Genomic DNA, 19,486 nt, shown 5'->3' with positions numbered 1-19,486 from the left:
CGCCGCCGCCGCCGGCGCCAGCCCGGTCTCCTCGGCCAGCGGATGGTGGACGAGGGCGAGGATGCCGTCGGCCGGTTCGCCGCGGTCGAGCCCGAAGGCCGGCAGGGCCAGCCCGTCGACGACGAGCGGCCGGCGCGCCTTGGCCCGCACCGCGGCGGCGGCGGCGCGGGCGGCCGGATCGGCGAAGGGATAGGCGCCCGCCATCTCGTGGACCACGACGTCCCAGCCCAGCGCCCGGAGGCCGGCGACGATGCGGCGGTCGTAGATGGTGCCGCCGGTCCGCCGGTCGAGCCGGCCCGGCAGCGCCAGGTCGAGGTGGGTCACGCGGCGGCGGCGATCGGCCCCTCGAAGCTGGCCCAGGCCCGGGGCGATTCGCGGAGCGTGACCTTGAGCGCGACGAGGCGGCCGGCGGTGTCGGGGCCGAGATCGCCGGCCGCGGCCCGGGCGGCGAGGCGGCGATGGATCTCGGCCGCCAGGAACTCGGTCGTCGTGTTGATGCCGGCGAAGTCGGGCTCGGCATCGAGGTTGCGGTAGTCGAAGGCGGCCAGCACCTCGCGGAGCGCGGTCATCGCCCGGCCGATGTCGCAGACGACGCCGTTGGCGTCGAGCGCCGGCCGGCGCAACTCGGCCTCGACCGCGTAGGTGGCGCCGTGCAGCGCCTGCGCCGGCCCGAAGAGCGTGCCGCGGAAGCTGTGGGCGATCATGAAATGGTCCGAGACGGTGACGGCATACATGGGACGGCGGGCCTTCTCTCCGATGGCTCAGGGGTAGCGGACGGCGTGGCAGAGCGTGCCGTCGGGCGGACCGGACAGCCGCTCCATCGTCCGCGGCAGGTCGGCGAAGTCGCTCTCGCCGGTGACGAGGGCGTCCAGGGCGGGGTCGCGCAGCAGTTCGAGGGCGAGTGCGAGGCGGCGGCGGTGGCTCCAGCGGCGGCGCTGGGCGGGCGCCACCTGCCCCACCTGCGACGAGCGCAGGGTCAGGCGCCGGGCATGGAAGGCGCCGCCCAGCGGCAGCGCGACGGGGCTCGACCCGAACCAGCTGAGCACGGTCACCACGGCCTCGTCGCCGGCGAGATCGAGGGCCGTCACCAGCCCGTCCGGCGCGCCCGTCGCCTCGAACACGGCGTCGCAGCCGCGGGGTGCGCCGCCGACATCGGCGAAGCCGGCGCCGAGCGCGGCCGCCACCGCCGCCTTGCCGGGATCGCGATCGACCAGCGTCACCACCGAGCCCGGCACCGCCGCCGCGAGGCGCGCGACCAAGAGGCCGACCACGCCGGCACCGACCACCGCGACCCGCTGGCCCGGCAGCACCGGCGAGTCCCAGAGCGCGTTCACCGCCGTCTCCATGTTGGCGGCGAGCACGGCGCGGCGCGGCGGCAGACCGTCCGGCAGCGGCAGCACGGCGTCGGCCGGGACCACGAACCGGTCCTGGTGCGGGTGGAGGCAGAAGACCGTGCGCCCGAGAAGGTCGGGCGGCCCCGCCTCGACCCGGCCGACCGCGGCATAGCCGTACTTCACGGGATGGGGAAACTCGCCCGCCTGGAACGGACAGCGCATCCGCGGCCACTCGCTCTCCGGCACCCGGCCGCGGAAGACGAGCGTCTCGGTGCCGCGCGAGATGCCGCTCCACAGCGTCGCCACGCGGACCTCGTCCGGCCCGGGCAGCGCCAGCGGGCCGGTCCGGAGCTCGCCCCGGCCGGTGCCCACGGTCCACAAGGCGCGGGCCGCGGACGCGGCCGGCGGCTCAGCCGGACCGGCGGACATCGCAGTCGAACAGCACATCGTCCCCCATACGGAAGATGCGCGTCGGCGGACGTAGCGCCTCGGAAAGATTCGTCAGCGGCGCCAGGGAGAGCGCGGGCCGGCCCGAGCCCAGGATCATCGGCGCGACGGCGATCTGCAGCCGGTCGAGGCAACCCTCGGCGAGAAAGCGCGAGACGGTGACGCCACCGCCTTCGACGAAGACGCGGCGGCAGCCGAGCCCGGCCAGCACCGCCACCACGGCGGCATAGTCGATGGTCTCGCCGCGCCGCGGCACGCCGAGGATGCGGGCGTCGCCGATGCGCTCGCCGTCCTGCCGGTCCTCGGCGCAGAGCAGCACGGTCTCGGTCTCGCCGTCGCGGAACAGCCGGTAGCGCTCGTCGAGCCGGCGCTCGGTGTCGATCACCACCCGCATCGGGTGCCGGCCCGGCACCCGCCGCACCGTCAGCCGGGGATCGTCGTGCCGCACCGTTCCGGCGCCGACGACGACGGCGCAGGCGAGCGCCCGCATGCGGTGGAGATGGTCGAGGTTGGCGGCACAGGTGATGTAGGTCGATTCGCCGGCATCGGTGGCGATGCGCCCGTCGAGGCTCTGCCCGAGATGGGCGAAGACGAGCGGCCGCGGCCCCGCATCGGCGAGGAACGGTCCGTAGAGGTCGAGCATCTCGGCCGCCTCGCGATCGGCATCGTGACGGTCGAACAGCGGGTCCGGGGCCGGGGCGTCGGCCGCGTGCCGGCACAGGCGTGCCCATGCGCCGTCGCCGTCGATGCGCGCGCGGGTCTCCGCGGTGGGGTCGGGGGCGACGGTCGGCAAGGAGGGTCGGGGCTCCTCGGAGTGCGGGCGCGGGAACGGCCCGCCGGACGGGGAGCTTAGCAAACTAGGCCGCGCCGGGGCAGATGCCAGTCCGGCCTGCCCGATCGGGCGGGCCTCTCAGGTGGGCGCCACCCGTCCGCCGACGATCCGGTTCCGCAGCGCCGTCGAGACGGCGTCGATGGCGGCGACGGCGGCCAGGATGATGAGGACGAGGAAGGACACGGTCGGCCACTCGAGGGTCCGGATCTGCTCGGCCAGGTGCAGGCCGATGCCGCCTGCCCCGACGATGCCGATGATGGTGGCCGACCGGGTGTTGGACTCGAAGTAGTAGAGCACCTGGCTCAGCATCACCGGCAGCACCTGCGGCAGGATGCCGAAGCGGATGCGGTGCAACTCGCCGCCGCCCGACGCGACGACCCCCTCCCCCGCCTTGCGTTCGGTCGCCTCGATCGCCTCCGAGAAGAGCTTGCCGAACGAGCCGATGTCCGACGACATGATCGCCAGCACCCCGGCGAACGGCCCGAGGCCGACGACGTTGATCCAGATCAGCGCCCAGATCAGCGTGTCGACGCCGCGGATCGTGTCGAGGAAGCGCCGCGCCAGGAAATGCACGAGGCGCTGGCCGACCACCGTGCGCGCGGCGACGAAGCCCAGCGGGAAGGCCAGGATCGCGGCCGTGAACGTGCCCAGGAACGCGATCGCCACCGTCTCGGCCAGGGCATGGAGATAGAGCTGGAGGCGGGCGACCGACCCGAAATCGGGCGGCAGCATCAGCGCGACGAAGGTGCCGAGCTGGCCGAGCCCGTGCCACAGGCGGGCGGGCGAGGCACCGACCCACCACAGGCCGAAGGCGATCAGCAGCAGTGGCGCCGCGACCAGCGCCGCGACGGCGACGCGGCGGCCGGGCGGCACCGCGAACACGGCCGGGTGCCGCCGGCGCAGTTCGGCCATGCGGCCGGCGGCCTCCGCCCGGATCGCCGGCGGTGCGTTCACGACCGTCGCTCCAGCCCGATCAGCGCATGCCGCAGGCGCTCGGTCGCCATGTCGATGACGACGACGGCGACGACGATCAGCAGCAGGATCGCCGAGACGTCGGCATAGTAGAACTTGCGGATGGCCTCGATCAGGTCCTGGCCGATGCCGCCGGCGCCGACGAAGCCCATGACGGCGGCGCCGCGCACGTTGATCTCGAAGCGCAGCAGCGCATAGCTGGCGAAGTTCGACAGCACCTGCGGCAGGACGGCGAAGCGCATGGTGGCGATCCAGCCGGCGCCGGTCGCGGCCGTGCCCTCGACGGGCCCCATGTCGGCATTCTCCACCACCTCGGCGAAGAGCTTGCCGAGGGCGCCCATCGTGTGGATCGCGATCGCGATCACGCCCGGCAGCGGGCCGAGGCCGAAGGCGACGACGAAGACGAGGGCGAAGACGATCTCCGGCACCGTCCGGCAGAATTCGAGGAAGCGCTTCGCGAGGAAGCGCGCCACCGGCCAGCGGCCGGTGTTGCGGGCGGCCAGGAAGCAGAGGAGGAAACCGCCGGCGGCCCCCAGCGCCGTCCCGAGATAGGCGATCAGCAGCGTCTCGGCGAGGAGCCGCGACCAGCGGCCGAGTCCCCAGTACCATTCGGCCGGGTCGGAGAGGACCGAGCGTCCGCTCTCCGGCCCGGAATCGAAGACGAAGAGCCGCGCCACGTAGCTCGGCAGGCGGTCGATGTTGGCGACCAGCCGGGCCGGATCGACCTCGGCGGTCAGCGCGGCGACGAGGACCGCGAGCGCCAGGATGACGCCGCCGAGCAGGGTCTGGCGGCGGCGGCCGGAGACCGCCTCGGCGTAGGTGCGCGCGAGCGGTGCCAGCGACTGGTCGGGCAGGCGCGGGACGGTGCGGTTCATGGCAATGCGGGGTCGGGACGGCCGGCGGCGCGAAGGGAGACGCCGCCGGCCGTCGCGATCGTCAGCTCGCCCGGCGCTTGCGCAGGGAGTCGACGAACTGGATGAGCTCGACGACCGGCACATAGTCCTTGTGCGAGGTCGGCTTCCAGATCTGCTGCTGGCCGTCGGTCAGCTTGCGGAACGCGTCCGGGTCCTTCTTCTCGACCGAGAAGTAGGCGTCGCGGATCGCCGCCTTCAGGTCCTCCGGCAGCGCCGAGAGATAGGCGACCGGCGAATTCACGATCTGGTCCGACTTGAAGACGATGCGGAAGTCGTCGTACTTCGCCATCGACTTGCGCTGCATGCGCATCAGGTTGGATTCCCGCTCGTCGTTCCACCAGTTGGCGGCGACGTCGACCGTGCCCTGCTGCAGCGCGATGATCGCGTTCTCGTGGCTGCCCGTGTAGACGACCCGCCCGAAGTAGGAGTCGGGGTCGATCTTCATCTTGTCGAGGGCGAAGCGCGGGACGTTGTTGCCCGACGTCGAGTTCGGGTCGACGAGGCCGAGATTCCGCCCCTTGAGATCCTGGATCGACCGGTACGGGCTGTCCTTCTTCACGTAGAAGACCGAGAAGTAGCCCGTCGAGCCGTCGGCGTTCACCTGCATGGCGAACGGCTCGACCTTGGCGCCGGTGGCGTAGGCGCGGGCATAGGAGGCCGGGCCGTACTGGGCGACGTGGATGTTGCCCGCCTTCTGGCCCTCGATCACCGCGGCGTAGTCGTTGGCGATGCGCAGCGTCACCTTCACGCCGAGCTCGCGCGACAGGTACTCGGTGAACTTCGAGAAGCGCTCGGTCATGCCCGACGCGTTCTCGTCCGGCACGGCGGCGACGACCAGCTCCGGATACTTCGCCTTCCAGGTCTGCGCCTGGGCGGCGGTGGCGGCCAGCGCCAGGGCGGCGGCGAGGCCGGTCAGGACGGTGCGCCTCAGCATGGGAAATCTCCTGGTGGGACGGTGAGGAAGGGGGATCAGGCGGTGGCCGGGACGAGGCCGTTCGGCGCGCCCGCCGGCTCGCCGTCGAGCACGTCGGCCGCCTCCAGCCCGTAGAGCTCGCGCGCCACGGCCGTCGTCAGGGCGGCCGGCACGTCGTCGAACACCACCCGGCCGGCGGCGATGCCGATCAGCCGGTCGCAATAGCCGCGGGCGAGGTCGAGGGAATGCAGGTTGACCAGCACGGTGATGCCGTAGTGGCGGTTGATGCGCTGGATGGCGTCCATGACGACCCGGGTGTTGCGCGGGTCGAGCGAGGCGACCGGCTCGTCGGCGAGCAGGATGCGCGGCTCCTGGACCAGGGCACGGGCGATGGCGACGCGCTGCTGCTGGCCCCCGGACAGGCTGTCGGCGCGCTGGGCCGCGACGGCGGCGATGTCGAACTGCTCCAGCGCCGACAGCGCGATCGCCCGGTCCTCGTCCGACCACAGGCGGAGGAGGCCGCGATGCATCGGGACGTGGTTCAGCCGGCCCATCAGGACGTTGGTCAGCACGTCGAGACGGCCGACGAGGTTGAACTGCTGGAAGACCATGGCGCAGGTCTGCCGCCACCGGCGCAGGTCGGCGCCGCGGAGCCCCGAGACGTCGCGGCCGTCATGGACGATGCGGCCGGCGGTGGGGTCGACCAGGCGGTTGATCATGCGCAGAAGCGTCGACTTGCCGGCGCCCGAGCGCCCGATGACGCCGACGAACTGTCCGTCCGGCACCTGGAGCGACGCCCCCGTCACCGCCCAGTAGCTGCCGAACCGGCACCCCACTCCCTGCAGCTCGAGCATGTTGCACCGCACCCGGGTTTTCGACGGGCGCAAGCTGCCAGGGTCCGATGACACCCGAATGACGCTCCGGTGACGGATCGCGCGGCCGCCCGACGGCCGGATCAGGCCAGCGCGCGGCGCACCTTGGCGGCCAGTTCGGCGTCCGTGTAGGGCTTGGAGACGATCCGCTCCTCGCCGATCTCGGCGAGCGCGCCGAGGTCGGCGAAGCCGGTGACGAACATGATCGGCAGGCCGGGGCGGCGCTGCCGCACCTCCCGCGCGACCTCGGCCCCGTTCATGCCGGGCATCGCGTAGTCGAGCAGCAGCAGGTCCGGCGGCGGGGCGGCGGCCAGGATGTCGAGCGCGCTGCCGCCGCTGCCGGCCTCGAGCACCCGGTAGCCGAGCTCGCGCAGGCGCGAGGCCGTGACCTCGCGGACGTCGGCATCGTCGTCGACCACCAGGATCGTCCGCCCGCCGGCCGAGCCGTCGGCGGTGGCGCCGCGGTCGTGGTCGGCGGGGCGGACGGCAGCGGCCGCCGCCCGCGGCAGGTAGACGCGCACCGTCGTGCCCTCGTCCGGCACCGTGTCGATCCCGACGCCGCCGCCCGACTGCTTGGCGAAGCCGTAGACCTGCGCCAGTCCGAGCCCCGACCCCTCCCCCACCTTCTTGGTGGTGAAGAACGGCTCGAACGCCTTGGCCAGCACGTCGGGCGTCATGCCGGTGCCGGTGTCGGCGACGGACAGCACGACGTACTCGCCGGGGCCCGGCTCCTCCGGCCGCCGGGACGGGCCGTCGAGGACGATGTTGGCGGTGGCGATCGTCAGGCGCCCGCCGACCCGCATCGCATCGCGCGCATTGATCGCGAGGTTGAGGATGATGAGCTCGATCTGGGTCGGGTCGACCAGCGCCGGCCACAGGTCGGGCGCCAGCTCGCGGCGGAGCTGGACGCTGCCGCCGAGCGTGCTCTGCAGGAGGTCGCGCATGCTCTCGACCGTCTCGTTGAGGTCGGTCGGCTTCGGCTCCAGGCGCTGCCGGCGCGAGAAGGAGAGCAGCTGGCTCGTCAGCTTGGCGCCGCGCTCGGCCGCCTGGCGCATATGGCCGAGCCGGCGCTGGATCTGCTCCGCCGGGGCGCCGCGGACGGCCGCGCGTTCGATGAAGCCGATATTGCCGAGGATGATCGTCAGCAGGTTGTTGAAGTCGTGCGCCACCCCGGAGGTGAGCTGGCCGACCGCCTCCAGCCGCTGCATCTGGCGCAGCGTCGCCTCGATCCGCTCGCGCTCCTCGATCTGGGCGAGCAGCTGGCGATGGGCCGACGCGAGTTCGGCCGTCGCCTGCTTCTCCTCGGTGACGTCGCGCCCGATCGCGTAGACGAGGTCGTCGTCGCGGGCCGCCGTCCAGGCGATCCAGCGATAGGCGCCGTCGCGTCGGCGATAGCGGTTCTCGAACCGCTCGACGACGCCATGGTCCGAGATCGCCGCCAGGGCCTCGGCGACCGAACGGTCCTCGGGATGGACGAGGTCGGCAAGCCGTCCGGCCATCAGTTCGTCCTCACGCCAGCCCAGCAGTTCCTGCCAGGCGGGATTGAGGGCGACCGGCGTCGTGTCGAGCCGCTTCACCACCATCAGGTCGCGCGACAGCCGCCACGCCTGGTCGCGCTCGCGGGTGCGCTCGGCGACCCGCTCCTCCAGCGCCTCGTTGAGGCGCCGCAGTCCGGCCTCGGTCCGCTTGCGCTCGGTGACGTCGCGGACGACGCCGATGACGCGCGTGCACCGACCGCCCTCGAAGAAGGCGCGGCCGTGCGTCGATACCCAGCGCTCGGCGCCGACGGGACGCGCCGTGCGATGCTCCTCGACCACCTCGCCGGACCCGGCCGGGTCGGTCGCCGCCAGGACAGCGGTGCGGAACGCGTCGCGATCGCCGGGGTGGCAGCCGGCGACGAGGGTCTCGAGATCGATCTCGGCATCCCCGAGAATGCCGAAGAGCGTGCGGCAGCGGCGATCGCACGCCACGCGCCCGGTGGCCGGATCGAGGTCCCAGAGCCCGAGCCGCGCGGCGTCCACCGCAAGGCGCAGGCCGACCTCGCTCGCGCGCAGCGCCTGCTCGGCGCGGCGACGCTCGCTGCGGTCGCGCGCCTCGGCCAGCGCACGCTCGACGGCGGCCGGCAGCCGCACGAGGTTGCGCTTCATCACGTAGTCGGTGGCGCCCTGCTTCAGGGCGTCGGTCGCGAACTCCTCGCCGACCACGCCCGAGACGAAGAGGAACGGCACGTCCGGCGCCCGGCGGCGCGCCATCGCCAGCGCCTGCAGCCCGTCGAACCCGGGCAGCAGATAGTCCGCCAGGATGATGTCGATGCCGCCCGCATCGAGCGCCGCCTCGTAGCCGGCCCGGTCCGCGACATGGATGACCCGATGGTCGCCGGCGCCGCCGGCCGCGAGGTAGCTGCGCGCCAGTTCGGCGTCGATCTGGCTGTCCTCGAGCAGCAGGATGGTGACGTCCATGCGGGCGGCCGGGCGCTCAGCCGGCGCGGCGCGGCAGCGGCGGCGGCTCGTTCAGGATCGCCCAGAACATGCCGAGATCCTGGATCGCCGCGTGGAACTCCCCGAAATCGACCGGCTTGACGACGAAGGCGTTGACGCCGAGTTCGTAGCTGCGGACGAGATCCCGCTCCTCGCGCGAGGAGGTCAGCATCACCACGGGAATCTGCCGCCGGTCGGGATCCTGCTTCACCTGCTCCAGGACCTCCAGCCCGTCGATCTTCGGCAGCTTGAGGTCGAGCAGAACCACCGCGGGATCGCCCGGCTCGCGCGCGGCGAAGCCGTTCCGGCGGTGCAGATAATCGAGCGCCTCCGCGCCGTCCCGCGTGACGACGACCTCGTTGGCGAGATTGCACTTGCCGAGCGCCGCAAGTGTCAGTTCCAGGTCGCGCGGATTGTCTTCGACCAAGAGGATGGGTCTAAGGTCCGCCAAGCACACCCTCCTTTCCGTGTCTCGGAAGCGCAAAGCGGAACGCCGCACCCCGGCCCAATGTTCCTTCCGCCGCGATCGCGCCGCCATGGCGATCGACGATGCGCTTGGCGAGCGCGAGGCCGATGCCCGTGCCCTCGAACTCCTCGGCCCGGTGCAGTCGCTGGAAGACGCCGAAGAGCTTGCCGACATAGGCCATGTCGAAGCCGACCCCATTGTCCGATACACGATACTCCGTCTCCGTCGGTCCGGCGCGGCCGTCGATCGCGATGACGGCCGGCTCGCGGCCGCGGGTGTACTTGGCGGCGTTCTCCATCAGGTTGAGCAGCACCTGGCGGATCAGGCCGGCGTCCCCCCAGGCGACGGGCAGCGGCGCGATGCGCCACTCGATGGTGCGGCCCGGATGCTCGCGATCGACCGCCCGGCGCACCTCCGCCACCAGCTTGTCCATGTCGATCCAGCCCATGGCGAGGCTCGTCCGACCGAGATGCGAGAAGCGCAGCAGATCGTCGACGAGCCGGCCGGCGGCCAGGGCCGCGTCGACGATGGTGGCGAGGTAGTGGCGGGACGTCTCGTCGAGCCCGGTCGCCCGCTGCCGCAGCAGTTCGGCGTATCCGGCGATGTGGCGGAACGGCGCCCTGAGGTCGTGGGAAACCGAGTAGGAGAAGGATTCCAGCTCCCGGTTGCTGCGCTCCAGTTCCTCGGTGAAGATCGCGCGCTCCTCCGCCCGGCGCAGCACGACGTCGACGATGGCGGTGCGGAAGTCGCGGGCGCTGTCGATCTCGGCCTCCGACCAGGGCACGGCACAGCCGCGCACCTGCTCCTTCCAAAGGGCGAACGAACGGCGGGGATGGATCCGCCCGTCGCGTCCCGGCTCGGCCTTGCGGCGATCGCCGGCCCACCGGACCGTGCGCACCACCTCGGGCCGGAACCAGAAGATCGCATCGTCGTGGATGCCCGAGATGGCGACCGAGATGACGCCGCTGCCGGTCGCGGCGAAGGCGTCCGCGCCGGGCATCTCGGCCGCCAGGCAGGCAGTGGCGAAGACGGGATCGCGGCGGCCGGCGGCGCGCAGCCAGGTCGCCAGCGCGCGGATCGCCTCGTGCGGCGGCACCGTTCCCACCGAAGCGACGACGCCGTCGCTCAGGATGGCCGCGCCCTCCGCCCCGGTCAGCGCCATCCAGGCTTCGGGATGGGCGATCAGTCCGTCGGCGAGGGTCCGGACGCGGGCGAGCGGGACCAGCAGCGCGCTCTCGACCCGCTTCAGTTCGATCCGGCGCGTCGACCGGGCGGTCCGCTCGAGTGCGCCGATCTGCTGCGAGACGATGCGTCCCACGAACTCGGCCGCGGCACGCACCCGCGGATCGACTCGCCGCGGCCCGGCATGGTGGCAGGAGACGAGCCCCCAGAGCCGGCCGTCGACCACCAGCGACACCGACATCGAGGCGCGCGTTCCCATGTTGCGCATGTACTCGAGATGGACGGGCGAGACGCTGCGCAGGGCGCAGCCGCCGAGGTCGAGCGGCTCGCCGTCGACCGGGCTCCGGACCGGCTCGATCGGAACCGGGAGATAGTCGGCATCGGGGATGATCCGCAGGCGGTGGACGCGGTAGAGCGCGCGCGCCTGCGCCGGAATGTCGGAGGCCGGAAATCGCAGGTCGAGACAGGACGGAAGCACGCCGCTGCCGTCCTCCGCCAGCACCGTACCGTGGCCGTCGGCATCGAAGCGGTAGGCGAGGACGCGATCGAATCCGGTCAGCATCCGGACTTCCCGCACCGTCGCGGCCATGATGGCCGCAATCGAATCGAGCGGTTCCAGCCGGTCGAGGAAACGCCGGAGCTCGGGATAGAGTGCGTCCCGACCGGCCTCACCCTCCTCCAGCTCGAGGATCAGGCCCTGGTGCGTGCGGTGGGCAGCCAGTTGCAGCGTGCGTTGCCCGGCGGCGACCGTCCGGTGCCCGTCGAGGGCACGCAGGCCCTCCGTCGCGCCCAGCCGGGCCGCCCACGCCGTGGCATCGCCGCCGAGGAAGGTTCCGGCGTTGGCGCTCGCCTGGAGCAGCCGGCCGCTCTCCGGATCGACGACGAGCACGGCGCCGTGCGGCTGAATGCTTCCGGGGATCCGGATCGGCTCCTGCGCGCAGAGGTCGAGATCGCCGCCGCCCGCCGGCCGGTCGTCACCGTACCCCGTGTTCGTCATCGCTCCGGTCTCCGCGGCAGGCGGTCGGGCCGACACCCGGCCACGGAGCGTGGAACCGTCCGGCGGAGGAAATGGTTCCCCCGCCCGGACCCGGCGGCCGGCCCGCCCTAGACGAGCCCGTCGACGAACTGCGCGCGCTGCGTCGCGGCCGTCATCAGCAGCGCCAGGTCGTTGCCGGCCAGCACCATGCGCGCGCCCATGCCGATATAGCGCCGCATCGGCTCCTCGACATAGACGCCGCCCATGCCGGCCCACTTGCCGTGCTTCCGGCAGGCGGCGATCACGGTCTCGTAGGCGGCGACGACGTCCGGGTGCTGGAGCTGGCCCGGGACCCCCATCTCCATGGTGAGGTCGCTGGTGCCGATCAGCAGCACGTCGATGCCGGGCACCGCGGCGATGGCGTCGGCATTGGCGATCGCCGTCGGCGTCTCCAGCATGACGACGACGAGCAGCGCCTGGTTGAAGAGGGCGGCCGCCTCGCCGCCGGGCAGGGTGCGGAAGCCGAGCTGCGGCATGGCGCCGGCGACCGAGCGGTGCCCCTGGGGCGGGTAGCGCAGCCGGTCGGCGACCGTCCTCGCCTCCTCGGCGGTGTCGACATGCGGGATGACGATGCCCATGGCGCCGCCGTCGAGGGCGCGCGTCGCCATGTCGTACTGGCCGTAGGGCACGCGGACGATCGGCGCGATGCCGACGCCGTTGGCGGCGACCGAGATCTGCACCGCCATGTCGAGCGTCATCGAGTTGTGCTCGAGGTCGATGAAGAGCCAGTCGAAGCCGGCCGTCTTCATGGCGGCGGCGATGTCGACGGTGCGCGCCTGGCGCAGGCCGATGCCGGCCGCGACCTTGCCGGCCTCCAGGCGCCGGCGCGCCGAGTTGACGATTTCGACCATGGGCGGGGTTCCTCCTGACGTCTCGGACGGGCAAGGGGAGCAGGTTCCGAGTGCCCCCCGGTATAGATCGCCCGGCCGGGGCGACCAAGACCGGCGCGACCGGGCTACGCCTTCCGGCGCTGCTCCGCCGCGACGAACAGTTCCAGGCCGACCACGCGGTCGAGCAGGAAGACCACCAGGATGGTGAAGCCGATGAGCACCGCCGAGATCGCCGCGATCACCGGGCTGCCGCTGTCCTGGATGGTCGAGAAGATCTTGACCGGCAGGGTCGAGAGGTCCGGCCCGACCAGGAACAGGCTGACCGTGACCTCGTCGAAGGAAATGATGAAGGTGAAGAGCAGCGCCGTCGCCAGCCCCGGCCGCAGCAGCGGCAGCGTCACCTTGCGGAAGGTGTAGAAGGGCGGCGCGCCGAGCGACATCGCCGCCTCCTCGACCGCGAGGTCGTGCTTGCGCATCGCCGCCACGATCGGGCGCCAGGCATAGGGGATGGTCAGGATGAAGTGGCCGAGCAGCAGGCCGAGGAACTCGCCGGTCCAACCGAAGATGCCGACCAGCCCCAGCATGATGACGCCGAGCGCCGCGTGCGGGAAGATCAGCGGCAGCAGCACCAGCGTCTCCAGCCCCTGCCCCATCGGCAGCCGCCGGCGGGTGACGGCGAGGGCGCCGAGGAAGGTGACGATCGTCGACAGGACGGCGGCCAACGCCGCCAGGCCGGCGCTGACACCGAGGGTCGCCAGCCAGTCGGCGCTGCCGAGGAACTCGGCGTACCAGCGCAGCGACATCTCGCCCGGCGGGAAGCCGATATAGCCGGTCTTCGTGAAGGACGAGAGCACGACGATGACGATCGGCGCCGGCAGGAACAGCAGGACGGCGGCGACGACCGTGCGGTGGGCGAAGATCCAGGCGCTCATGCGGCGCCCTTGAGGTTGCGCGAGACGCGCCGCTCCAGCCACTGGAGCGGCAGCACCACGACGAAGGCGGTGACGGTCAGGATGACGGCGAGCGTCGCTGCCTTCGGGAAGTCGAAGAGCTGGAACATCTCCTGGTAGATCTGGGTGCCGAGCATCCGGTCGCGCAGGCCACCCAGCAGCAGCGGCGTGATGATGGCCCCGGTCGACATCAGGTAGACCAGCATGACGCCGGAGATGACGCCCGGCAGCGACAGCGGCAGCACCACCCGCCAGAAGGTCTCGAGCGGGCCGGCCCCCAGGCTCATGCTCGCCTCCTCCAGCGCCCGTTCGAGCTGCAGGAAGACGGCGAGGATGGCCAGGATCATGAACGGGCAGAAGACGTGGACGAGGCCGATGACGACGCCCGTGGTGTTGAAGATCAGCCGCACCGGACCGTCGATCACGCCGAGCCAGGCGAGGAAGCCGTTGAGCAGGCCGCGGTTGCCGAGGATGACGATCCAGCCGAAGGTGCGGACGACGACGCTGACGAGCCAGGGCAGCAGGATCAGCACCAGGAGCCAGTCCCGCCGGCCCTGGTAGCGGGCGACGAAATAGGCGACCGGATAGCTGATGAAGAGGCTGACCACGGTCGTCAGCGCCGCCACCCACAGGGTGCGCAGCAGCACGTCGATGTAGTCGGCGCGGGCGAAGAACTGGCGGTAGAGGTCGAGGCCGGGCCCGTCCGGCCCGGCGAAGGACGACCAGACGAGGTCGCCCAACCCGAACAGGAAGAGCCCCAGCACGGCCAGCAGCGGCAGCAGCAGCAGCCATGCCCATCGTGCGATCCGCATCGGCCGCTATCCCCCGCCGTCGCCCGCGTCCGTCCGGCCCGTCAGCGCGACAGGAGCTGCTCGACCATCGCGACCCGCTCCTTGTGGGTCTGCGCGATGACGTCCCAGTCGGGCTGGTAGAGGCGCTCCAGCAGCGCCGGCAGCTTCATGCCGAAATTCGCCTCGTGCTGGGCCGAGATCGGCGTCGTCGTGTTGAGCGGGATGTAGCCCGAGAGGTCCAGCATCTTGGCCTGCTGGGTCGTCTCCAGCGACGACTTCAGGAACGCCTTGTAGGCCTCGGGATGCTTGGCGCCCTTGGGCACGACCAGGATGTAGGGAATGGCGAGGCTGCCTTCCTTGGGCAGCACGAACTCGACGTTCTTCACGCCGGCCTGCTTCATGCCCCAGACGCGGGTGACGTAGTAGGGCGCCGCCGCCACCTCGCCGCGGGTCAGCAGCGTGTTGAGATGGGCCATCGAGTTGTAGACGTTGAGGGCGTTGGCCCCGAGCGCCTTCAGCAGCGGCAGGCCCGGCTCGATGTTCTTCTCGTCGCCGCCATTGATCTTCGCGAACAGGACGAGGTCGTAGGTCGACGCGTAGATCGGCCGCGTCACCGACAGCTTGCCCTTCCACTTCGGGTCGGCGAGGTCCTTCCAGGACTGGAAGTCCGACACCTTGGCGAGGTCGGTGTTCACCGCGATGCCGTAGTACTGGAAGTAGGCCGGGATGCCGATGAGGCGGCCGTCGGCGGCCTTCATCTTGTAGCGCTCCGGCACATGCTTCATGTCCGGGAACTCGGCCTCGTCGAAGGTCTCGAGCAGGCCGTCGCGATGCAGGTTGGCGGCGTTGAAGTAGGTCGCCACCGCCATGTTGTATTGCGGATTGGCGCGCTGGGCGCGGATCTGCGGCTCGGGGTCCGGCCACTCGTTGATCTTGACCGGGATGCCGGTCGCCTTGGTGAAGGGTTCGGCGACGCCGGCGCGCCAGGTGGCGCTGGTGCCGCCACCCCAGGCGCCCATGACGATCTCGCCCTTGCCCTGGGCCAGCGCCGGGCCGGCCGCGAGCGACGCGGCGAGTGCGGCCGCGAACGGCAATGCGATGAAGGAACGTCGGTCCATGGAAACCTCCTCGTCGGGTTCTTGTTGGCGATCGATCGGTGCGATCAGTTGCCGGGCGCCGCCAGCAGGGCGACGTCCGCCGCCGCCCAGGTGAGCGCGATGCGCTGGCCGGCCAGGAAGGGCGCCGTGCCCGGATTGGCCGGGGTCGACACGAGGAGCCGCATCTCCCCGGCATCGACCGTGTAGCGGTGCGCCGCGCCGGCATAGACGACGTCCTGCACGACGGCGTCCATCCGCCAGGGGCTGGCGGCATCGGCGATGCGGATGTTCTCCGGCCGGATCGACAGCCGCGCGGCCTGCCCGGCGCGGAGCTCGCCGGCCGGCGCCGGCACGTCGCGCCCGAGCGCCGGCACCGAGATCGTCGCCTGCCCGGCGGCGGTCCCGGACACGCGGCCGCTCAGCAGGTTGGTATCGCCGACGAAGGTCGCCACGAACTCGGTCGCCGGGCGGTTGTAGACCCGGTCGGCGGTGTCGATCTGCTCCACCCGCCCGCCGTTCATCACGGCGATGCGGTCGGACATGGTGATCGCCTCTTCCTGGTCGTGCGTCACGAAGATGAAGGTCGTGCCGGTCCGCTGCTGGATCTGCTTCAATTCCAGCTGAAGCTGCCGCCGGAGCTTGAGGTCGAGGGCGCCCAAGGGCTCGTCGAGCAGCATCACCGCCGGCCGGATGACGAGCGCACGCGCCAGCGCGACCCGCTGGCGCTGGCCGCCGGAAAGCTCGTGGACGCGGCGCTCGCCATAGCCCTGGAGTTCGACCAGCGCCAGCGCCTCGTCGACGGCGCGGCCGATCTCGTCCGGCGGCCGGCGGCGCACCCGCAGCCCGAAGGCGATGTTCTCGCCCACGGTCAGGTGCGGGAACAGCGCCAGGTTCTGGAAGACCAGCCCGATCGGCCGGCGGTAGGGCGGCACGCCCTGGATCGGGCGCCCCTCGATGGCGATGGTCCCGGAATCGGGATGCTCGAAGCCCGCCACCATGCGCAGGATCGTCGTCTTGCCGCAGCCGGACGGGCCGAGCAGGGTGAGGAACTCGCCGCGGCGCACCTCGAGCGAGACGCCGTCGACGGCACGGTGGCGGCCGAAGGTTTTGACCACCCGGTCGAGGGCAAGCAGCGTGTCGGTCTGGGACAAGGCCGGGCCTGAAACGATCAATGCGGAATTTCATTATGACGCGAATGTCGCTTCCGGCGCCAGACACTTCCGGCGAATTCGCGAGGCCCGGGAGAAGGGCGTTGTCGCCCTCGGGCGGAGCGTGCGACCCTGACCGTCTCACCCGCCCCACCCCCACGAGCCCACCGCCATGTTCGAGCCCGGAACCCAAGCCTATCTCGCCCGCATCGCCGAGGTCTGCGGCCCCGCGAAGCCGCCGCGCTCGCTGGAGGAACGCCGCGACGCGTTCGACCGCCGCGGCCATGTCTGGTGGCGCCCGGCGCCGGACACGCTGGAAGTGCGCAACTGGCAGATCGGCCTCGCCGGCCACGAGATCCCGGTCCGGCTCTACCGCCGCAAGGGCGTGGAGAAGCCCCCGGTCGTCCTCTACCTGCATGGCGGCGGCTTCGTGAACGGTTCGATCGACAGCCATGACGCGGTCACCTGGGGCCTCGCGGAGGAGACCGGCGCGCTCGTCGTCAGCGTCCAGTACCGCCGCCCGCCCGAGAGCCCCTACCCCGCCGCCACCGACGATTGCTGGTCGGCCTTCCAGTGGGTGCTGCGCACCGGCCACTGGCTCGACGCCGACGTCTCGCGCGTCGCCGTCGCCGGCGACAGCGCCGGCGGCTGCCTCGCGGCCGCCCTCGCCCTCCAGGCGCGCGACCGCCAGGCGCCCGACCTGCGCCTGCAGATGCTGCTCTATCCCTGCCTCGACACCAACACCGACCGCGCGGTCTACGAGACCGCGAAGGACCCCTTCGTCAGCCGGGCCGGGATGCGCTTCTACTGGGAGCAGTATCTCCAGGGCCGGCTCGACACCACCGACCCGATCGCGGCGCCGCACCAGGCGAAGAATCTTGCCGGCCTCGCCCCCGCCTATGTCCAGACTGCCGAGCACGACCCGCTGCACGAGGAGGGCGAGGAATATGCGCATCGCCTGAAGGCGGCGGGCGTGCCGGTGACGCTGGACCGGGTGCCGGGCACGATCCACGGGCTGATGCGCGCCCGCTTCGCCAGCGAAGTCTGCCGCGCCGCCTTCGTGCGCGCCGCGGCCGCGCTCCGCAACGCCCTCGCCTGAGGGCCGCCATGACGGAGGGAGCACGTTTCGCCGGCAAGGTGGCGGTGGTCACCGGCGCCGCCAGCGGCATCGGGCTGGCGACCGCGGTGCGGCTGGCCGAGGAAGGGGCGCGGGTCATCGCCGTCGACATCGACGGCGAGCGGCTCGTCCGGGCGATCGCCACCACCGGCCTCGCCAACCTGCTGCATCTCTCGCTCGACGTGGCGGCCGACGATTCGCCGGCCGCCATCGTCGGCATGGCGAGGGACCGCTTCGGCCGGCTCGACATCCTGGTCAACAACGCCGGCATCGGCGGCTCGCGGCCGATCGGCGAGACCACCGACGAGGCGATCGACCGGATGCTCGCGGTCAACCTGCGCTCCGTCCTGCGCCTGACGCGCGAGGCGCTGACGCTGCTGCCGCGGCCGGGCGGGCGGATCGTCAACACGGGCTCGGTGTTCGGCCTGACGGGCTTTCCGGGGAGCGCCGTCTACGGCGCGACCAAGGCCGCGGTCATGCACCTGACGCGGCAGATGGCCGCCGACTACGCGCCGCTCGGCATCCTCGTCAACGCGGTGGCGCCCGGCGTCATCGACACCGGCATGACCGGCCGCCGCATCCGCGAGGACGCCTGGTACCAGAAGGCGATGATCGAGACGACGCCGATCGGCCGCGTCGGCCGGCCGGAGGAGATTGCGGGCGTCGTCGCCTTCCTCTGCTCCGACGACGCCTCCTTCGTCGCCGGCGCCGTCATCCCGGTCGACGGCGGCTGGGGCAGCGTCCACTACATGCCGCGATAGCGGCGCCTCACAGCGGGAACAGCACCGCGGCGGCGAGCGCCGCCGCGGCGCGGACATGGTTCCAGCGGCCCCAGGGCCGGCGGTAGCCGGGCCAGTCGAGGCCGCCCCGCGCCAGCCGCTCGTTGAGCGGCACGTTGCCGGCGATCGTCACGCCGATGGTGCCGGCGAGATAGCAGACCGCGGCGCCCAGAACGGCCGGATCGGGCCAATGGACGACCGCCGCCGCCAGCGCCAGCCCGCCCGTGCCGAAGAAGGCCGCGAAGAAGAGCGGATTGAGCACCGTCACGTTGATCGCCCGCATCGCGGCCGCCGCATCCTCGGGCGGCAGCCGGTCGAGCGCGGCGAGGACGAAGGTCGAGAAGGCGAAGAAGATGCCGGCGACGAGGCCGCTCCCGGCGGAGGCGGCGACGAGGAGGGCCGACGCGGCGGTCATTGCCGACGCCCCGGCCCCCCTCGAACTCAGGCCAAGCGCTCGAAGAGGCCGGCGAGCAGCCGCGCCCGCGGCCCCAGCGAGGAGACCAGCAGGTGCTCGCCGTGGGTGTGGGCGCCGTCGCCCATGACGCCGAGACCGTCCAGCGTCGGAATGCCGAGCGCGCCGGTGAAGTTGCCGTCACTGCCGCCGCCGAACTGGCCGTGCTTGAGCTCGAAACCGAGGTCGCCGGCGATGGTCTGGGCCCGGTCGAAGAGGTCGAGCGTCCCGGGATGGGGCCGGAAGAGCGGCCGCACGCTGCCCGCCTCGACCTCGACGCGGACGCCGTCCTCCTCGCCCGCCAGGCCCGCCATGCGCTCGCGCACGAGATCCATGTCGGCCTCGCTCGGCGCCACGCACAGCACCTCGGCATGGCACTCGATCGGGATGACGTTGACGAAGGTGCCGCCGCGAACGACGCCGACGCTGTAGGTCTGGCCGCGGTCGCGGTCCGACCAGCCCTCGATGCGCTCGATCAGGTTGGCCATGGCGCGGACGGCGCTGCGCCCGAGCCGGTTGTTCTCCGACCCGGCATGGGCCGGCCGGCCGTAGGTCCTGAGCTTGTAGCGCAGGAAGGCATGGCGCCCGGTGACGAGGCGGCCGTCGGCGCCCTTGGCCGGCTCCGGCACCAGGACGAAGGCGTGGCGGCGCGCCTCGTCCTCGATCCGCTTCCGGGTCGAGGGGCTGCCGACCTCTTCGTCAGGAATGAACATGAAGGTCACCGGCAGCTCCGGCGCGCCCGCCCGCTCGACCACCCGGCGGATGGCGTGGCAGGCGAGGTACATGCCGCCCTTCATGTCGTAGCAGCCCGGCCCGTAGAAGCGGTCGCCGTCGCGGCGCATCGGCAGGGCGCCGTCGAGCGTGCCGACGAGATGGAC

General features: G+C 72.0%; 19 protein-coding genes and 1 pseudogene. 2 read left to right on the top strand and 18 right to left on the bottom strand.

From position 1 onward, the window contains the following. The 16 genes and pseudogenes from ACE3Q3_RS16655 to ACE3Q3_RS16580 all read right to left on the bottom strand — a co-directional run. Positions 1-324, bottom strand: a pseudogene (locus ACE3Q3_RS16655) (glycosyltransferase family 1 protein); the annotation flags it as partial. Continuing rightward, the gene (locus ACE3Q3_RS16650) at positions 321-734 is read right to left on the bottom strand and encodes a 6-pyruvoyl tetrahydropterin synthase family protein (RefSeq protein ID WP_374447985.1); all 414 of its coding nucleotides are present in this window, start codon (positions 732-734) and stop codon (positions 321-323) included. The gene ACE3Q3_RS16650 and the pseudogene ACE3Q3_RS16655, both read right to left, overlap by 4 nt. Positions 735-761: 27 nt before the next feature. Further along, positions 762-1,706: a zinc-binding alcohol dehydrogenase gene (locus ACE3Q3_RS16645; protein ID WP_374447986.1), complete on the bottom strand. Its 945-nt coding sequence runs from the start codon at positions 1,704-1,706 to the stop codon at positions 762-764. Positions 1,707-1,743: 37 nt separating this feature from the next. Beyond that, positions 1,744-2,574 (bottom strand): RibD family protein, encoded by an 831-nt coding sequence (locus ACE3Q3_RS16640; protein WP_374447983.1) that lies wholly within the window; start codon positions 2,572-2,574, stop codon positions 1,744-1,746. A gap of 117 nt (positions 2,575-2,691) precedes the next feature. Continuing rightward, positions 2,692-3,567, bottom strand: a complete 876-nt coding sequence (phnE, locus tag ACE3Q3_RS16635) for a phosphonate ABC transporter, permease protein PhnE (protein WP_374447982.1) — start codon at positions 3,565-3,567, stop codon at positions 2,692-2,694. Continuing rightward, on the bottom strand, positions 3,564-4,460 hold the full coding sequence (gene phnE / locus ACE3Q3_RS16630) for a phosphonate ABC transporter, permease protein PhnE (RefSeq protein WP_374447980.1): 897 nt from the start codon (positions 4,458-4,460) through the stop codon (positions 3,564-3,566). The genes phnE (ACE3Q3_RS16635) and phnE (ACE3Q3_RS16630) overlap by 4 nt, the downstream gene beginning before the upstream one ends. A gap of 61 nt (positions 4,461-4,521) precedes the next feature. Then, entirely contained in the window at positions 4,522-5,433 is a 912-nt protein-coding gene (gene phnD / locus ACE3Q3_RS16625) for a phosphonate ABC transporter substrate-binding protein (RefSeq protein WP_374447977.1), read from the bottom strand. 35 nt (positions 5,434-5,468) lie between these two features. Beyond that, the gene (gene phnC, locus ACE3Q3_RS16620) at positions 5,469-6,266 is read right to left on the bottom strand and encodes a phosphonate ABC transporter ATP-binding protein (protein ID WP_374447975.1); all 798 of its coding nucleotides are present in this window, start codon (positions 6,264-6,266) and stop codon (positions 5,469-5,471) included. A gap of 101 nt (positions 6,267-6,367) precedes the next feature. Beyond that, positions 6,368-8,743 carry a response regulator gene (locus ACE3Q3_RS16615; RefSeq protein WP_374447974.1) on the bottom strand — a complete coding sequence of 792 codons (2,376 nt, stop codon included), beginning with the start codon at positions 8,741-8,743 and terminating at the stop codon, positions 6,368-6,370. A gap of 16 nt (positions 8,744-8,759) precedes the next feature. Further along, positions 8,760-9,212, bottom strand: a complete 453-nt coding sequence (locus tag ACE3Q3_RS16610) for a response regulator (RefSeq protein WP_374447973.1) — start codon at positions 9,210-9,212, stop codon at positions 8,760-8,762. Continuing rightward, the gene (locus ACE3Q3_RS16605) at positions 9,199-11,406 is read right to left on the bottom strand and encodes an ATP-binding protein (protein ID WP_374447971.1); all 2,208 of its coding nucleotides are present in this window, start codon (positions 11,404-11,406) and stop codon (positions 9,199-9,201) included. Before ACE3Q3_RS16605 ends, ACE3Q3_RS16610 begins: the two co-directional genes overlap by 14 nt. A gap of 107 nt (positions 11,407-11,513) precedes the next feature. Beyond that, positions 11,514-12,296 carry an HpcH/HpaI aldolase/citrate lyase family protein gene (locus ACE3Q3_RS16600; protein WP_374447969.1) on the bottom strand — a complete coding sequence of 261 codons (783 nt, stop codon included), beginning with the start codon at positions 12,294-12,296 and terminating at the stop codon, positions 11,514-11,516. Positions 12,297-12,400: 104 nt separating this feature from the next. Continuing rightward, positions 12,401-13,207: an ABC transporter permease gene (locus ACE3Q3_RS16595; RefSeq protein WP_374447966.1), complete on the bottom strand. Its 807-nt coding sequence runs from the start codon at positions 13,205-13,207 to the stop codon at positions 12,401-12,403. Continuing rightward, entirely contained in the window at positions 13,204-14,037 is an 834-nt protein-coding gene (locus ACE3Q3_RS16590; protein ID WP_374447963.1) for an ABC transporter permease, read from the bottom strand. The genes ACE3Q3_RS16595 and ACE3Q3_RS16590 overlap by 4 nt, the downstream gene beginning before the upstream one ends. A 41-nt stretch (positions 14,038-14,078) precedes the next feature. Further along, the gene (locus tag ACE3Q3_RS16585; protein ID WP_374447961.1) at positions 14,079-15,134 is read right to left on the bottom strand and encodes an extracellular solute-binding protein; all 1,056 of its coding nucleotides are present in this window, start codon (positions 15,132-15,134) and stop codon (positions 14,079-14,081) included. Between the two features lie 44 nt (positions 15,135-15,178). Continuing rightward, positions 15,179-16,285, bottom strand: coding sequence for an ABC transporter ATP-binding protein (locus ACE3Q3_RS16580; protein WP_374447959.1), 1,107 nt, complete (start codon positions 16,283-16,285; stop codon positions 15,179-15,181). A gap of 148 nt (positions 16,286-16,433) precedes the next feature. Between ACE3Q3_RS16580 and ACE3Q3_RS16575 the strand changes: the two genes are divergently transcribed. After that, a complete protein-coding gene (locus ACE3Q3_RS16575) occupies positions 16,434-17,360 on the top strand; it encodes an alpha/beta hydrolase (RefSeq protein ID WP_374447957.1) in 927 nt (308 codons plus the stop codon). Between the two features lie 8 nt (positions 17,361-17,368). After that, entirely contained in the window at positions 17,369-18,139 is a 771-nt protein-coding gene (locus ACE3Q3_RS16570) for an SDR family NAD(P)-dependent oxidoreductase (protein WP_374447955.1), read from the top strand. Between the two features lie 7 nt (positions 18,140-18,146). On the opposite strand, the gene ACE3Q3_RS16565 is transcribed toward ACE3Q3_RS16570, so the two are convergent. Then, the gene (locus ACE3Q3_RS16565) at positions 18,147-18,572 is read right to left on the bottom strand and encodes a DUF1772 domain-containing protein (protein WP_374447953.1); all 426 of its coding nucleotides are present in this window, start codon (positions 18,570-18,572) and stop codon (positions 18,147-18,149) included. Between the two features lie 26 nt (positions 18,573-18,598). Next, positions 18,599-19,486 (bottom strand): M20/M25/M40 family metallo-hydrolase (locus ACE3Q3_RS16560; RefSeq protein ID WP_374447952.1); only part of this gene is annotated, 888 nt, incomplete at its 5' end.

The sequence above is a fragment of the Allostella sp. genome, assembly GCF_041913585.1.
Classification (GTDB): domain Bacteria; phylum Pseudomonadota; class Alphaproteobacteria; order ATCC43930; family Allostellaceae; genus Allostella.
Note: the sequence above shows the minus strand (reverse complement) of the source record. Positions and strands in the feature narration are given on the sequence as shown.

Coding starts and splice junctions, on each gene's coding strand:
- ACE3Q3_RS16650 (WP_374447985.1), bottom strand. CDS start 734: ATGTATGCCGTCACCGTCTCGGACCATTTCATGATCGCCCACAGCTTC.
- phnE (WP_374447980.1), bottom strand. CDS start 4,460: ATGAACCGCACCGTCCCGCGCCTGCCCGACCAGTCGCTGGCACCGCTC.
- phnD (WP_374447977.1), bottom strand. CDS start 5,433: ATGCTGAGGCGCACCGTCCTGACCGGCCTCGCCGCCGCCCTGGCGCTG.
- phnC (WP_374447975.1), bottom strand. CDS start 6,266: ATGCTCGAGCTGCAGGGAGTGGGGTGCCGGTTCGGCAGCTACTGGGCG.
- ACE3Q3_RS16615 (WP_374447974.1), bottom strand. CDS start 8,743: ATGGACGTCACCATCCTGCTGCTCGAGGACAGCCAGATCGACGCCGAA.
- ACE3Q3_RS16605 (WP_374447971.1), bottom strand. CDS start 11,406: ATGACGAACACGGGGTACGGTGACGACCGGCCGGCGGGCGGCGGCGAT.
- ACE3Q3_RS16600 (WP_374447969.1), bottom strand. CDS start 12,296: ATGGTCGAAATCGTCAACTCGGCGCGCCGGCGCCTGGAGGCCGGCAAG.
- ACE3Q3_RS16595 (WP_374447966.1), bottom strand. CDS start 13,207: ATGAGCGCCTGGATCTTCGCCCACCGCACGGTCGTCGCCGCCGTCCTG.
- ACE3Q3_RS16590 (WP_374447963.1), bottom strand. CDS start 14,037: ATGCGGATCGCACGATGGGCATGGCTGCTGCTGCTGCCGCTGCTGGCC.
- ACE3Q3_RS16585 (WP_374447961.1), bottom strand. CDS start 15,134: ATGGACCGACGTTCCTTCATCGCATTGCCGTTCGCGGCCGCACTCGCC.
- ACE3Q3_RS16575 (WP_374447957.1), top strand. CDS start 16,434: ATGTTCGAGCCCGGAACCCAAGCCTATCTCGCCCGCATCGCCGAGGTC.
- ACE3Q3_RS16570 (WP_374447955.1), top strand. CDS start 17,369: ATGACGGAGGGAGCACGTTTCGCCGGCAAGGTGGCGGTGGTCACCGGC.
- ACE3Q3_RS16565 (WP_374447953.1), bottom strand. CDS start 18,572: ATGACCGCCGCGTCGGCCCTCCTCGTCGCCGCCTCCGCCGGGAGCGGC.